Genomic DNA, 13997 nt, shown 5'->3' with positions numbered 1-13997 from the left:
CTTCGCGGGATCGGAGCGGACCTCAGAAGTTGAAGTTCACGCCGAGCTTAACGTTCGTGAAGGAGGGCGAGGTGTTGGTGTCGCCCAAGGGACCGAGATCGATGTTCTCGGACTTGAAGTGGTTGCGCTCAATCTCGCCGAACATGGACATGCGCTCGGTCACCTTGCGTTCCATACCGATGCCGAAGACGTAGCCATTAGCGTCGTAGTCGAAATCCGTACCGTCCGCCGTGAAGGTGAAGTCCCCGCGGGCAATACCGGCGGTACCGTAGAGCAGCGTGTTCGGCTGCACCTCGTAGCCCGTCTTCAGCTTGAGCGCGGCCACGTGGTTGACAGAGGACTCGACGTCAACACCGCCGACCGTGACGCTGTCGTCGATGCTCCCGCCGGTGATCGAAAGCTCGGGGCCGAACACCCAGCGGTCGCGCTGCCAGCGATAACCGACGTGGAGGCCGCCGTTCACGCCGCTGATCTCGGTATTGTCGGTGCCCGTCGCGATAGTGAACTCGTCATCACCGCCGAAGGCATAGCCCAGCGAGGCGCCGGCATAGCCGCCCTGCCAGTTCCCGACCGTCGCGGTGGGCGTGATGACCGGCGCGATGGGGGCCGGTTCCACGACCGGCGCGACATAGCCCCCCGCCGAAGCGGCGCCCGCGGCGAAAAGGCTGGCCGCCGCGACGGATGCAAAGCTGTATTTCATGAAGTCACCTTACTCCTTCCAAAGAAACCGCTGAGACGCCCCGACGGCATCCCCAGCGGCTCTCGCTTGAGGATGCAAGCTAAACCAGAATCGGGCATGGGAGGTCCGTCAAACCGGCGCGCGAACGGCTGAGGGCGTCCGATCGGTGCAAAAATGCCACAGCGACGATCAACTTATGGTTTAAGTGTCGAGATTTTCCACACTCAGGGCGTTCTGCTGGATAAACTCGCGCCTCGGCTCGACCACGTCGCCCATCAGCTTGGTGAAGATGTCGTCGGCCTCGGCCAAGTCCTCGATCTTCACCTGCAGCATGGTCCGCGCGTCAGGGTCGAGCGTCGTTTCCCACAACTGCTCGGGATTCATCTCGCCGAGACCCTTGTAGCGTTGCAGGCTGAGGCCCTTCTCGCCCTCCAGCAAGATCGCCTGCAGCAGGTCCAGCGGCCCGTGGATCACCGATTCGCGGTCCTTGCGAATCAGCGCGGCGGGCGCGACATAGACCTCCTGCAGCGCGTCGGTCATCTGCCCGAGCCGCCGGCTCTCGGCCGAGCGCAGCATCTGCCCGTCCAGCGTCCGCATCTCCTCCACCCCGCGCAGCAGCCGCGAGAGGCGGATGCCGCCGTCCTGGGTCGGACGGCCCTGCCAGCCGCGGCCGTATTCCTCGGCGATGAGGTCCAGCCGGGCGGCGACCTCGTCGGCCACGCCGGCGGCGTTGGCCTCGACCCGCCCCGGCAGCAGCGCGCCGGCGATGGCCGCCTGCTCGGTGATGTGGGGCGGATAATGGGTCGGATAGGTCCGCAGGATGCGCCGCGTCAGCCGCGCCTCCTCGACCACGCGGCGCAGGTCGGCGCCGGTCAGCGTCTCGCCCTCGCCGGTCCGCAGCGCCGCGCCGTCGATCCCCTGCTCGACCAGGTAATCCTCGAGCGCGGGTTCGTCCTTGAGATAGACCTCCGATCGCCCGCGCGTGACTTTGTAGAGCGGCGGCTGGGCGATGTAGAGGTGCCCGGCCTCGATCAGTTCCGGCATCTGGCGGAAGAAGAAGGTCAGCAGCAGCGTGCGGATATGCGCGCCGTCCACGTCGGCATCGGTCATGATGACGATCTTGTGGTAGCGCAGCTTGTCGAGGTTGAACTCGCCCCGCCCGATGCCGGTCCCGAGCGCGGTGATGAGGGTGCCGACCTGATCGGATGACAGCATCCGGTCGAACCGCGCCCGCTCGACGTTGAGGATCTTGCCCCGCAGCGGCAGCACCGCCTGGTTCTGGCGGCTCCGCCCCTGCTTCGCGGACCCACCGGCCGAGTCACCCTCGACAATGAAAAGCTCGGCCAGCGCCGGGTCCTTCTCCTGGCAGTCGGCCAGCTTCCCCGGCAGCGAGGCCACGTCCATCGCCGTCTTGCGCCGCGTGAGTTCCCGCGCCTTGCGCGCCGCCTCGCGGGCGAGCGCGGCCTCGACGATCTTGCCGACGATGGTCCGGGCCTCCGCCGGATGCTCCTCGAACCACTCGGCCAGCTTCTCGCCTACGAGGCCCTCGACCGCGGGTCGCACCTCGGAGCTGACGAGCTTCTCCTTCGTCTGGCTGGAGAACTTCGGGTCCGGCACCTTCACCGACAGCACGCAGGTCAGCCCCTCGCGGGCGTCGTCGCCGGTGAAGTCCACCTTTTCTTTCTTGGCGATGCCGCTCGACTGGGCGTAGCTGTTGATGACCCGCGTCAGCGCACCGCGAAACCCCGCGAGATGCGTGCCGCCGTCGCGCTGCGGGATGTTGTTGGTGAAGGGCAGCACCGTCTCGTGGTAGCTGTCGTTCCACCACATCGCGACCTCGACGCCGATGCCGCCGCGCTCGCCGGTGATGAAGATCGGCTCGGGGATCAGCGGAGTCTTGGAGCGGTCGATGTAGCGCACGAACTCGCGGACGCCGCCCTCGTAGAACAGCTCGACCCGCAGCGGCTCGGCCGGACGCTCGTCCTCGAGGATGATGCGGACGCCGGAGTTGAGGAAGGCCAGCTCGCGCAGCCGCGCCTCGAGGGTGCGGAAGCTGTAGTCGAGATTCGAGAAGGTGCCGTCCGCGCGGTTGGTCTTGGCCGAGGCGAGGAAGCGCACCTCGGTCCCGCTCTCGCCCGGCGCATCGCCGACGACGCGCAGATGCTCGACCGTCTCGCCATTCTCGAAGCGGGCGAAATGCTCCTTGCCGCGGCGCCAGATGCGAAGCTCCAGCCAGTCGCTGAGCGCGTTCACCACCGACACGCCGACCCCGTGCAGACCGCCCGACACCTTGTAGCTGTTGCTGTCAAACTTCCCGCCCGCATGCAGCTGGGTCATGATGACCTCGGCCGCGCTGACGCCCTCGCCGGCATGGATATCCACCGGGATGCCGCGGCCGTTGTCGCGGACGCTGACGCTGGAATCGGCGTGGATCTTGACGCGCACGAAATCGGCATGACCGGCGAGCGCCTCGTCGATGCCGTTGTCCACGACCTCCGTCACCATGTGGTGCAGGCCCGAGCCGTCGTCGGTGTCGCCGATATACATGCCGGGCCGCTTGCGGACGGCCTCCAGCCCCTTGAGAACCTTGATGGAATCGGCGCCGTAATCAGCCGGCTGAGGGGTCGCTGCGCTCATGCGTGATTGGTCCTGATCCTGACCCCTGTCATATAGGCCCTCCGCCGGGGGAAGTCACGGCGCAGACACAGGATTTTGCGGGTCTCGCGGCTTCGGACGCAGCCCCTTGCCGAGCCTGCACGCAACCGACAGTCTGCGCTGGAAACGAGGAGGCTGGCGGATGCGGCGCGGCGCCGTCTGGCTGGGCATCACGGCGGCTCTGCTGGGCGCGGCATGGGTCGGCGCGCGCATTGCCTATCCGCTGCCTTCGACCGCGGGCCGGGCGCCCGTGTCCTCGATCCCCTTCGCGCCCGACAGCACCTTCGGGCCGGCCGCGCGCCGGGCGGCCGAGGCGCATCCGGGCATGAGCGGGATCATCGCGCTGGCCGAGGGCGAGGACGCGTTGAAGAGCCGCCTCGACCTGATCGCGCTCGCCGAACATTCGATCGACGCGCTCTATTACATCTGGCACGAGGACGCCTCCGGCCTCCTGCTGCTCGACGCCCTGCGCGAGGCGGCGCTGCGTGGCGTCCGGGTGCGGCTGCTGCTGGACGACAACGGCATCGAGCAGCGCATGGACCCGCTGCTCGGCGCCCTCGACGCGCTGCCGGGCTTCGAGGTCCGCATCTTCAACCCCTCGACCATCCGGCGGGTGAAATGGGCGGGCTACCTGCTCAACCCGGTGCGGATCAACCGCCGGATGCACAACAAGGCGCTGATCGTGGACGGCGCCGCGGCCATCGTCGGCGGGCGCAATATCGGCGACGAGTATTTCAGCCTTGGCGACGGGATCGAGTATTTCGACCTCGACGTGCTGGGCGTCGGGCAGGTGGTGCCGGACACGGCGGCGGTTTTCGACGCCTACTGGAACGCGCGCGCTGCCATCGACATTGCCGAGCTGCGCGGCTTCCCCGCCCCGGATGCCGAACGGCTGGAAGCGGAGGTGATGCTCGCCCGGGGCTCGGAACGGGCGCGGGCGGTGGCGGGACTGCCCTCCTCGCCGCCGGTGCTGCTCGCCCGCGGTGGCCCGCCGCTCGAATGGGCGCGGGTCGAGGTGCTGGCCGATCCGCCCGGCAAGGTGCTGGGCGACGCGGCGGACAACACCTTCCTCTTCAAGCGGCTCAGCGAGATCCTGATGGCGGCCGAGGACCGGCTCGACATCGTGTCCTCCTATTTCGTTCCCGGCCCCCGCGGCAGTCGCATCCTGGAGGGGATCGAGGCTTCGGGCCGGCAGGTCCGCATCCTGACGAACTCGTTCCTCGCGACCGACGTGCCGCTGGTCCATGCGGGCTACGTCAAGCGCCGCGACGACCTGCTGCGGGCCGGGGTGGAGATCTTCGAGGTGCTGCCCGGCGGCGGCGCGCCGAGCGGGCGCGAGGAGATGGGGCGGCTCGGCCTCTCCGGGACCTCGCTCCATGCCAAGTCCTTCGCGGTGGACGGGCAGCAGCTTTTCGCGGGCTCGTTCAACTTCGACCCGCGCTCGGTCGCGCTGAATTGCGAGATGGGCTTTCTGATCGACAGTCCGGCGCTCGCGCAGGCGTCGAGCGCGCAGTTCGGCGGCGCGATGGTGCGCCACAGCCTGCGCCCGGTGCTGCGGGACGGGCGCACGGTCTGGCAAGAGACCGCAGCCGACGGCAGCGTGACCGTTCACCGGGTCGAGCCGGGGACCAGCCTCGGCTCGCGCCTGGCGATGACGGTGCTGGGCTGGCTGCCGATCGAGTGGCTGCTCTAGGGTGCCGGCAGCGTCAGGTTGCCGTCTGCGTCGAGCGGCCAGCCGGGATTGAAGGCGATCTCCCAGACATGGCCGTCCGGGTCGGCGAGATAGCCGGAATACCCGCCCCAGAATGCGCGCTCGAGGCGCTTCAGCACCGTGCCGCCAGCCTTGATCGCGCTGTCGAACACCGCGTCCGCCTCGGCCTCGCTGCCGCAGTTCTGCGCCAGCGTCATGGCCCCGGTCCCGAGCTCTGCGCCGGGGCGGCCCTGATCCGCCGCCAGCTCCCCGCGCGAGAACAGGGCGAGCGCCTGCCCGTGCAGCTGGTAAAGCGACAGCCCGTCCATCGACGCGGGATGCCGCCGCCAGCCCCAGCCTTCATAGAAGCCGCGCGCGCGCTCCATGTCGGCCACGCCGAGGGTAATCAGCGTCACCCGCTGCATTGGCAGGCTCATGCCTCCACCTCCGCGCGGCTGGTCCGGCCGTCATGGGATACCTGCAGGAACATCGCCCGCCCCTCCAATGCCTCGAACAGCTCGCGGCCGGTGCCGGTCAGCAGGCTCTGCGCCCGCAGCGCCGCGATCTCGTCATAGAGCATCGCCCGCCGCCCGGCGTCGAGATGCGCCGCGACCTCGTCGAGCAGCAGCAGCACCGTTTCGCCCGCAAGCGCGCGGGCGTTGGCAAGGATCAGCGACAGCAGCAGCGCCTTCTGTTCGCCGGTCGAGGCGAGGGCGGCCGGCATGTCTTGCGGCCCCCACACGGCGCCGAGGTCGGCGCGGTGCGGGCCGGTGAGGGTGCGGCCGGCGGCGAGGTCGCGGTTGCGTCCGTGGGCCAGCCGCGTGGCGAGGGCGACGGGGTCGGGGTCGTCGGCAAACCCCTCGCCCGGCAGCAGCGCGAGGCGGGCGGCCGGGAACGGCGTTTGTCCGTCCGCCTGCGCCGCCGCCAGCCGGTCGAGCGCTGCCAGCCGGTTGCGCGTCACCGCCGCCCCAGCCTCCGCCATCTGCGCCTCGAGCGCGCCGTACCACCGCGGGTCTGACACCTCGTCGCGCAGCAGCCGGTTGCGTTCGCGCATCGCCTTGTCCCAGGTCAGCGCCGCCTCGGCATGCTCGGGCAGGAAGCTCAGCGTCAGCCGGTCGAGGAACCGCCGCCGCACCTCGGGCGCGTCAGTCCAGAGGCGGTCCATCGCCGGCACCAGCCAGATCACCCGCGCCAGCCGCCCGAGCGCGACCTGCGGCGCGGGCTTGCCGTCGACCAGGACCTCCCGCGGCCCGTCCTGCGCGCCGGTTTCGACCTCATGCCCGCCAAGCACCGCGCGCACCCGCCAGCCCACGCCTGCCTGCTGCCGGCCCTGCTCGCCCGGCGCCGCGCCGCGCAAGCCCCGGCCCGGCGACAGCATCGAAATGGCTTCCAGAATATTGGTCTTGCCCGACCCGTTCGGCCCGTGAATCGCCACCGGCCGCCCGTCGAAGCCAAGGTCCAGCCGCGTCCAGCTGCGGAACTGCGCCAGCTGCAGCCGGTCGAGGCTCACACGCGCATCGGCATCACGACATAGACCGCGCTCGTGTCGCCGCCCTCGCGGATCAGCGCGGCATCGCCGGAGCCGTTGAACAGGAAGACCGCGTTCTCGTGGTCGACCTGGTCGGCGATCTCCTTGAGATACTTGGCGTTGAAGCCGATCTCGAGCGGCCCGTCGCCATAGGCCACGGCCAGCTCCTCCTCGGCCGCGCCGGTGTCGGGCGCGTGGACCGAGAGGATCAGCCGGTCCTCGTCCAGCGCCAGCTTCACCGCGCGCGAGCGTTCGCTGCTCACGGTCGCCACGCGGTCCACCGCGCGGGCGAAGTCGGCGGCATCGACCTCCAGCCGGCGGGCGTTGGCCTGGGGGATCACGCGGGCGTAGTCGGGGAAGGTGCCGTCGATGACCTTCGAGGTCAGCGTCACCTGCGGCGTGGCGAAGCGGCACTTGGTCTCGCTGACCGACACCGCGATCGGCTCGTCCTCGGCCACCTGGCCCAGCAGCTTCAGCAGTTCCGCCACAGTCTTGCGCGGCACGATCACGCCCGGCATGTCCTCCGCGCCCTCCGGCAGCGGGCCGTCGATTCGCGCGAGGCGGTGGCCGTCGGTCGCCACGCAGCGCAGGTGCTGGCCGTCCTCGCCCCGGGCCACATGCATGTAGACGCCGTTCAGGTAATAGCGCGTCTCCTCGTTCGAGACGGCGAATTGCGACTTGTCGAAGAGCCGCTTCAGCACGCCCGCCGGGGCCGAGAAGTTGGTGGCGTATTCCGAGGACGCCATCACCGGGAAATCCTCGCGGGGCAGCGTGGCGAGGCTGAAGGTCGAGCGTCCGGCCTGCACCGTCAGCCGCTCGGTCGCGCCTTCGAGCGTCAGTTGCACAAGCGCGCCGTCGGGCAGCTTGCGGGCGATCTCGTTCAGCATCACGGCGCTGACGGTGGTGGCGCCGGGGCGTTCCACCTGGGCCGGGGCGCGGTCCACGATCTCGGTGTCAAGGTCGGTGGCGCGGAACACGACGTCGTCGGGGCCGGCCTCGATCAGCACGTTGCCGAGGATCGGGATGGTGTTGCGCCGCTCGACCACCGACTGCGCCTGGGCCACGGCCTTCACCAGCACCGCCCGCTCGATCGAGAACTTCATCGCCTGCCCCCCGTCCGGTCCGTTTTCCCGGACCTTGCTTCTAGCCGCGCCGGCGGCCTCTCACAAGATTGTCAATCGGTTGGGCTGTCAGGCTTCCAGCAGGCGCCGCAGCAGCTCGACGTCCTCGGCGAGTTGCCGGTCCTCGAGCTTCAGCTCCTCGATCTTGCGCACGCCGTGCATGATCGTGGTGTGGTCGCGCCCGCCGAAGCGGCGGCCGATCTCGGGCAGCGAGCGGCTGGTCATCTGCTTGGCCAGATACATCGCTACCTGCCGCGGCCGCGCCACGGTCCGCACGCGCTTCGGGCCAACGAGGTCCGACAGGCGGATGTTGTAATGCTCGGCCACCTTGCGCTGGATCTCCTCGATCGACAGCCGCCGGTCGGAGGAGCGCAGGATGTCGCCGAGGCAGCTCTGCGTCAGGTCGAGCGTGATCTCGCAGCCGAGCAGGCTCGCATGGGCAAACAGCCGTTGCAGCGCGCCTTCGAGGACGCGGACGTTCGAGGTGATGCGGCGGGCGAGGAACTCCAGCACCTCGGGGCAGATCTGCAGGCCGGGATAGGTGCCGCGGAAGGCCTCGACCTTGGCCTGCAGGATGCCGAGGCGCAGCTCGTAGTCGGTCGGGTGCAGGTCCACGATCAGCCCGCAGCTGAGGCGCGACTTGATCCGCTCCTCCATCTCCTTGATCTCGCCCGGGGCGCGGTCGGCCGAGATGACGATCTGCTTGCCTTGGTCCACGAGCGCGTTGAAGGTGTGGAAGAACTCCTCCTGCGTGCTCTCCTTGCCGGCGATGAACTGCACGTCATCGACCATCAGCAGGCTGACGGTGCGGAAGATTTCCTTGAAGCTCATGACGTTGCGCTCGCGCAGCGCCTGCACGAAGCGGTACATGAACTGCTCGGCCGAGAGGTAGAGGACCCGCGCCTCGGGGTGGCGGCTGCGGTATTCGCTGGCGATCGCGTGCATCAGGTGGGTCTTGCCGAGGCCGACGCCGCCATAGAGGAACAGCGGATTGAACGTGACCGGCCCGCCCTCGGCCACCCGGCGGGCGGCGGCATGGGCAAGCTCGTTCGGCTTGCCGACGATGAAGTTGCCGAAGGTGAAGCGGGAATCGAGCGGCGCGGTCATATCGTCCTCGCGCGCTCCGGTGGCGGCGGCAGGGACCGGCGCGGGCCGGGTGTCGTTGGCGGGCGCGGGCGCCGCGACTTCGAAGGAGATGCGCTCGACGGCGCCGCCGGCGCGGGCCAGCTCGCTGAGGATGCGGTCGCCGTAATGGCGCGAGACCCAGTTCGACATGAACCGCGTCGGCGACGCGAAGCCCGCCTCGCCCTCGTCCAGCCGGGTGAGCCGAAGCGGCTCGATCCAGGTTGCGTAGCTGTCCGCCCCGACCGTCTTCTGAAGCTCGGCCCGTGCCTGCCCCCAGAGTTCCTGCAGCATGTCGTCCGTCATCCCGTTCCTGTCCCCAGTCCCTGCCGGGAAACGACCGGCAGGACACGCGCTCCACGGCAGGACCGACAGATCACGGCCACGCCGACCCCCGCCGGCGAATCGCCGGTTGGTGGGCCTGCGGGCCGCTGAGTTGCTTCGGTGCGTGGCGCGGGTGGCCGCGGTGGCAGCCGCGGCATTGTCGCCGGGGCGCGTTGGCCACGCCCCCTTACCCGCGCCCCGAACCGGTTGGCAGCACCGGTCCGCCGAAGCGTCTTGTCCCCCTGCGATGTGAATCGCGTTCTTGAACCTTGGGCCATGGGACCTCTGCCCGCAACCGATCTTCGCGCTTGACAGAACGTTCGCCTGATCGAATCCCCGCGGCCCGTTGCCGCGCGGCCTCAGGGTGATTTTTCGTTAAAAAACCGTTAATTGGTGCGGCCGATCAACGAAAAAGGGCGCGGCTGCGAAGCCACGCCCCAGACAGGTTGTGCGGACGCCAGAGGCGCCGGGGTCAGGCGGCCGCGAGGGCCTTCACGCGGGCCGCGAGGCGCGACATCTTGCGCGCGGCGGTGTTCTTGTGGACCACACCCTTGGTGACGCCGCGCATCAGCTCCGGCTGCGCCGTCTTCAGCGCCTCGGCCGCGACCTCGGCGTTGCCCCCGGCGATCGCCAGTTCGACCTTCTTGATGAAGGTGCGGATGCGCGAGCGGCGGGCCTTGTTGACGGCGGTGCGGCGCTCGGTCTGGCGGGCGCGCTTCTGGGACTGGGGCGTGTTGGCCATGTTGGCGGGGTTCCGATGTCTGAGGCGAATCTGAATTGAAGACGCGCTTCTAGTGAGGCGCGGGGGCCGAGTCAACCACTCAGCGGTCGCGGAACTGCGCCTCGCGCTTGGCGAGGAAGGCGGCCATGCCCTCCTTCTGGTCCTCGGTCGAGAACAGCGCGTGAAACAGCCGCCGCTCGAAGAGGATGCCTTCGCTGAGGCTGGTCTCCTCGGCGCGGTTGACCGCTTCCTTGACCGCCCGCACCGCCACCGCCGATTTCGCCGCGATCTTCTTCGCCGCGCCCTTCGCCTCGGCCAGCAGGTCGGCCGCGGGCACCACCCGGCTCACGAGGCCCGCGCGCTCGGCCTCGGCCGCGTCCATGAAGCGGCCGGTCAGGTGCATGTCCATCGACTTCGACTTGCCCACGAGGCGCGTCAGCCGCTGGGTGCCGCCGATCCCGGCCACGACGCCGAGGTTGATCTCGGGCTGGCCGAACCTGGCGTTCTCGGCGCAGATGATGAAATCGCACATCATCGCCAGCTCGCAGCCGCCGCCGAGCGCATAGCCCGCGACCGCGGCGATGATCGGCTTGCGGATGCGCATGATCGCGTCCTGCTCGGCCGCGAAGAAGTCCTCGAGGAACATGTCGGTGAAGCTCTTCTCCGACATCTCCTTGATGTCGGCTCCGGCGGCGAAGGCCTTCTCGCTGCCGGTCAGCACGATGCAGCGCACCTCCGGGTCGGCGTCGAGCGCCGCGAGCGCCGTCGCGAGCTCGCCCAGCAGTTGGCTGTTGAGCGCGTTCAGGGCCTCGGGCCGGTTCAGCCGGACGAGCGCGACGTGATCCTCGATCTCGACGATGATGGTCTGGTAGGCCATGCGGAGCACCCCTGCTGGAACGCGCCGGCATTATCAGAGGGCCGGGGGCAAGGCCAGCCGGCTACCTCTGGCAGCGCGGGCAGAAAAAGGTGGAGCGGCCGCCCTGCACGATGCGCCGGATGGTGCCGGTGCAGCCGGGTGTCGGGCAGCGCTGGCCCTCGCGGTCGTAGACGCGGAAGCGGTGCTGGAAATAGCCGAGCTCGCCCGAGGCCTGGCGGTGGTCGCGCAGGGACGAGCCGCCCGCCGCGATCGCCTCCTCCAGCACGTCGCGGACATGGCCTTCGAGCGCCGCGATCCGCGCCGCCCCGATCCGCCCCGCCGCCCGGCGCGGGTCGATCCCGGCCCGGTGCAGCGCCTCGGAGACGTAGATGTTGCCGAGGCCCGCCACCCGCCGCTGGTCCAGCAGCACCTGCTTCACCGGCGCGCGACGGCCGCGGAAGGCCTCGGCCAGGTCCAGATCGGCACCCAGCGGCTCCGGCCCGAGACCGGCCAGCAGCGGATGCGTGGCGCCCTCGCGGATCAGGTCCACCATGCCGAAGCGCCGGGCGTCGTTGAAGGTGACCCGCGTGCCCGCCTCGGTCGTCAGCACCAGATGGTCGTGCCGCGGCAGGATGCCTGGATCGCGGTGGAACTGGCCGAGGCTCGCGTCCTCGACCAGAAACCGGCCCGACATGCCCAGATGCATCAGCAGCACCGGCCCGCGATCGAGCGGCGCCAGAAGGTATTTCGACCGCCGCTCCAGCCCCGTCACCGTCGCACCGGTCAGCACCTGCACCAGGTCCACCGGCAGCGGCCAGCGCAGGTCGGGGCGGCGGACCTCGACCCGCGCGAGGCGGTGGCCCACCAGATGCGGCGCGAGGCCCCGCCTTACGGTCTCGACCTCCGGCAGTTCTGGCATTTCCGGCCCATCCGTTGCAGTGTCCGCGCCGATCCCGGCGCCTCGCCACTGATGCCGGAACCACCACGCCAGGGGCAAGAGCATGGACGACCGCCAAGGCCGCACCACCCATTTCGGCTTCCGCGACGTCGCCGAGGACGAGAAGGCGGGGCTGGTCCATGGGGTCTTCAGCCGCGTGGCCTCGCGCTACGACCTGATGAACGACCTGATGAGCGCGGGCGTCCACCGCCTGTGGAAAGCCGCGATGATGGACTGGCTCGCGCCGCGGAACGGCCAGCACCTGCTGGACGTGGCGGGCGGCACCGGCGACATCGCCTTCCGCTTCCTCGAGCGCGCGCCCGGGGCCAGCGTCACCGTCTGCGACATGACCGAGGCGATGCTCGTCGAGGGCCGCCACCGGGCCGAGGCCGCGCGGCTGGCCGAGCGCCTCGCCTGGGTCGCGGGCGATGCCATGGCGCTGCCCTTCGCGGATGCCAGCTTCGACCGCGTGACGATCAGCTTCGGCATCCGCAACGTGACCCGCATCCAGGACGCGCTGGCCGATTTCTTCCGCGTGCTGAAGCCCGGCGGCCGCTTGATGGTGCTGGAGTTCAGCCAGCTTCCCGTCCCCGCGCTGCAATGGGCCTATGACCAGTACTCCTTCAACGTCATCCCGCCGCTCGGCGGGCTCGTGGCCGAGGACCGCGACAGCTACCAGTATCTCGTCGAATCGATCCGCCGCTTCCCCGATCAGGAGCGTTTCGCGGGCATGATCCGGGAAGCGGGCTTCGGCCGGGTGCAATACCGCAACCTCTCGATGGGCATTGCCGCGCTGCATTCGGGCTGGAAGCTCTGAATCCATGCGCGGCCCCCACAACATCCTGCGCCTGATCCGCACCGGCGCCACCTTCGAGCGCACCGGGGCGATGAGTGTGGCGCTCGACGCGATGGGCGCCCCGCCGCGGGTCCGGGTGGCAGCGCGGGTGCTGGGCTGGCCGTTCCGCTGGCTCGGCTACAAGGGGGACCCGGCGCTGCCGCCGGTCACGCGGGCCTTGACGGCGCTCGGGCCCGCATACGTCAAGTTCGGCCAGATCCTCTCGACCCGTCCCGACGTGGTCGGCACCGAGGTCGCCATGCATCTGCGCGTGCTGCAGGACCGGATGCCGCCCTTCCCCACCGCCGCGGCCGTCGCCACCATCGAGGCGGAGCTCGGCCGCCCGGCGCCGGTGCTCTTCTCGGAATTCTCGCCCCCCGTCGCCGCGGCCTCGATCGCGCAGGTGCACCGCGCTCGACGCGCCGATACCGGGGCGGAGGTGGCGGTGAAGGTGCTGCGCCCGAACATCCTTGCCGCCTTCCGCCGCGACATCGACGCCTTCTATCTCGGCGCCTCCCTGGTCGAACGCCTCTCGCCCTCCACCCGTCGCCTGCGGCCCCGTGACGTGGTGGCGCATTTCGAATCGGTGGTGCTGGGCGAGCTGGACCTCAGGCTCGAGGCTGCCTCGGCGTCCGAATTCGCCGAGAACACGAAGGACGATCCCGGCTTCGCGGTGCCGCGGCCGCACTGGCCGCTGTCGGCGCGCCGGGTGCTGACGTCGGACTGGGCCGAGGGCGTGCCGCTGGGCGATCTCGACGCGATCCGGGCCGCCGGCCACGACCCTGCGGTGTTGGCGATCCGGCTGATGCAGCTCTTCCTGCGGCACGCGCTGCGCGACGGCTTCTTCCATGGCGACATGCACCAGGGCAACCTGAAGGTCGCGGCGAACGGCGATATCCTTGCCTACGACTTCGGCATCATGGGCGAGATCGACGACTATAGCCGTCGCGTCTATGCCGAGATCCTGATGGGCTTCATCCGCCGCGACTACCGCCGGGTGGCGGAGGTCCATTTCGAGGCCGGCTACGTCCCCCGCGACCGCGACAAGGCCGAGTTCGCCCGCGCGCTGCGGGCTGTGGGCGAGCCGATCTTCGGCGCCGATGCCAGTCAGATCTCGATGGCGAACCTGCTGAGCTACCTCTTCGAGGTGACGGAACGCTTCGGCATGCAGACCCGGACCGAGTTGATCCTGCTGCAGCGCACAATGGTGGTGGTCGAGGGGGTGGCGCGCTCGCTCGACCCGCAGATGAACATGTGGGAGACCGCGCGGCCGGTGGTCGAGGACTATATCCGCGCCTCGATCGGCCCGCGCGCGGTGGCGACCGATCTCGGCCGCGCGCTGAGGACCCTGGGCCACTACGGCCCGCTGCTGCCGGAAATCATCGAGCAGGCGCTGTGGCGCGCGACGGAGCCGCAGGTGACGGCCGTGATCGCGCCGCGCCCGCGCCGCGGCCTGTGGCTGACGCTGGGCGCGGCCGGCGGAGCGGGGCTGCTCGGGCTGCTCCTGGCGGCGTTCGGCTGAGGCGCGG

Annotated in this window: 12 protein-coding genes; 3 read left to right on the top strand and 9 right to left on the bottom strand. The window is 69.8% G+C overall.

From position 1 onward, the window contains the following. Positions 1–22 precede the first annotated feature (22 nt). Positions 23–700 (bottom strand): outer membrane protein, encoded by a 678-nt coding sequence (locus tag GI374_RS01000; RefSeq protein ID WP_154335148.1) that lies wholly within the window; start codon positions 698–700, stop codon positions 23–25. A gap of 180 nt (positions 701–880) precedes the next feature. After that, a complete protein-coding gene (gene gyrB / locus GI374_RS00995) occupies positions 881–3316 on the bottom strand; it encodes a DNA topoisomerase (ATP-hydrolyzing) subunit B (protein WP_154335147.1) in 2436 nt (811 codons plus the stop codon). Positions 3317–3476: 160 nt separating this feature from the next. Between gyrB and GI374_RS00990 the strand changes: the two genes are divergently transcribed. Next, positions 3477–5027, top strand: a complete 1551-nt coding sequence (locus GI374_RS00990) for a phospholipase D family protein (RefSeq protein ID WP_154335146.1) — start codon at positions 3477–3479, stop codon at positions 5025–5027. Here the strand turns inward: GI374_RS00990 and GI374_RS00985 are convergent. The 7 genes from GI374_RS00985 to mutM form a co-directional block, all read right to left on the bottom strand. Beyond that, positions 5024–5455 (bottom strand): VOC family protein, encoded by a 432-nt coding sequence (locus GI374_RS00985; protein WP_154335570.1) that lies wholly within the window; start codon positions 5453–5455, stop codon positions 5024–5026. The two genes, GI374_RS00990 and GI374_RS00985, sit on opposite strands and share 4 nt — an antisense overlap. A gap of 2 nt (positions 5456–5457) precedes the next feature. Continuing rightward, entirely contained in the window at positions 5458–6534 is a 1077-nt protein-coding gene (gene recF / locus GI374_RS00980) for a DNA replication/repair protein RecF (RefSeq protein ID WP_370515075.1), read from the bottom strand. Further along, complete coding sequence (gene dnaN, locus GI374_RS00975) at positions 6531–7655, bottom strand: DNA polymerase III subunit beta (protein ID WP_154335145.1); 1125 nt, start codon at positions 7653–7655, stop codon at positions 6531–6533. Before dnaN ends, recF begins: the two co-directional genes overlap by 4 nt. An 87-nt stretch (positions 7656–7742) precedes the next feature. Then, positions 7743–9089, bottom strand: coding sequence for a chromosomal replication initiator protein DnaA (gene dnaA, locus GI374_RS00970; protein WP_154335568.1), 1347 nt, complete (start codon positions 9087–9089; stop codon positions 7743–7745). Between the two features lie 502 nt (positions 9090–9591). Beyond that, the gene (gene rpsT, locus GI374_RS00965) at positions 9592–9861 is read right to left on the bottom strand and encodes a 30S ribosomal protein S20 (RefSeq protein WP_154335144.1); all 270 of its coding nucleotides are present in this window, start codon (positions 9859–9861) and stop codon (positions 9592–9594) included. A 79-nt stretch (positions 9862–9940) separates the two neighbouring features. Continuing rightward, positions 9941–10717 (bottom strand): enoyl-CoA hydratase, encoded by a 777-nt coding sequence (locus GI374_RS00960; protein ID WP_154335143.1) that lies wholly within the window; start codon positions 10715–10717, stop codon positions 9941–9943. 61 nt (positions 10718–10778) lie between these two features. Beyond that, the gene (gene mutM / locus GI374_RS00955; protein ID WP_154335142.1) at positions 10779–11615 is read right to left on the bottom strand and encodes a bifunctional DNA-formamidopyrimidine glycosylase/DNA-(apurinic or apyrimidinic site) lyase; all 837 of its coding nucleotides are present in this window, start codon (positions 11613–11615) and stop codon (positions 10779–10781) included. Between the two features lie 82 nt (positions 11616–11697). Here mutM and ubiE point away from each other — a divergent pair, with 82 nt between their 5' ends. Both ubiE and ubiB read left to right on the top strand, forming a co-directional pair. Beyond that, on the top strand, positions 11698–12450 hold the full coding sequence (ubiE, locus tag GI374_RS00950) for a bifunctional demethylmenaquinone methyltransferase/2-methoxy-6-polyprenyl-1,4-benzoquinol methylase UbiE (protein ID WP_154335141.1): 753 nt from the start codon (positions 11698–11700) through the stop codon (positions 12448–12450). A 4-nt stretch (positions 12451–12454) separates the two neighbouring features. Next, a complete protein-coding gene (gene ubiB, locus GI374_RS00945) occupies positions 12455–13990 on the top strand; it encodes a 2-polyprenylphenol 6-hydroxylase (RefSeq protein ID WP_154335140.1) in 1536 nt (511 codons plus the stop codon). Positions 13991–13997: the final 7 nt, after the last annotated feature.

Source organism: Paracoccus sp. S-4012 (genome assembly GCF_009674885.1).
Classification (GTDB): Bacteria; Pseudomonadota; Alphaproteobacteria; order Rhodobacterales; family Rhodobacteraceae; genus Paracoccus.
Note: the sequence above shows the minus strand (reverse complement) of the source record. Positions and strands in the feature narration are given on the sequence as shown.

Excerpts from the sequence above, each read along its gene's own strand:
- GI374_RS01000 (WP_154335148.1), bottom strand. The coding sequence starts at position 700 with ATGAAATACAGCTTTGCATCCGTCGCGGCGGCCAGCCTTTTCGCCGCG.
- gyrB (WP_154335147.1), bottom strand. The coding sequence starts at position 3,316 with ATGAGCGCAGCGACCCCTCAGCCGGCTGATTACGGCGCCGATTCCATC.
- GI374_RS00990 (WP_154335146.1), top strand. The coding sequence starts at position 3,477 with ATGCGGCGCGGCGCCGTCTGGCTGGGCATCACGGCGGCTCTGCTGGGC.
- dnaN (WP_154335145.1), bottom strand. The coding sequence starts at position 7,655 with ATGAAGTTCTCGATCGAGCGGGCGGTGCTGGTGAAGGCCGTGGCCCAG.
- dnaA (WP_154335568.1), bottom strand. The coding sequence starts at position 9,089 with ATGCTGCAGGAACTCTGGGGGCAGGCACGGGCCGAGCTTCAGAAGACG.
- rpsT (WP_154335144.1), bottom strand. The coding sequence starts at position 9,861 with ATGGCCAACACGCCCCAGTCCCAGAAGCGCGCCCGCCAGACCGAGCGC.
- GI374_RS00960 (WP_154335143.1), bottom strand. The coding sequence starts at position 10,717 with ATGGCCTACCAGACCATCATCGTCGAGATCGAGGATCACGTCGCGCTC.
- mutM (WP_154335142.1), bottom strand. The coding sequence starts at position 11,615 with ATGCCAGAACTGCCGGAGGTCGAGACCGTAAGGCGGGGCCTCGCGCCG.
- ubiE (WP_154335141.1), top strand. The coding sequence starts at position 11,698 with ATGGACGACCGCCAAGGCCGCACCACCCATTTCGGCTTCCGCGACGTC.
- ubiB (WP_154335140.1), top strand. The coding sequence starts at position 12,455 with ATGCGCGGCCCCCACAACATCCTGCGCCTGATCCGCACCGGCGCCACC.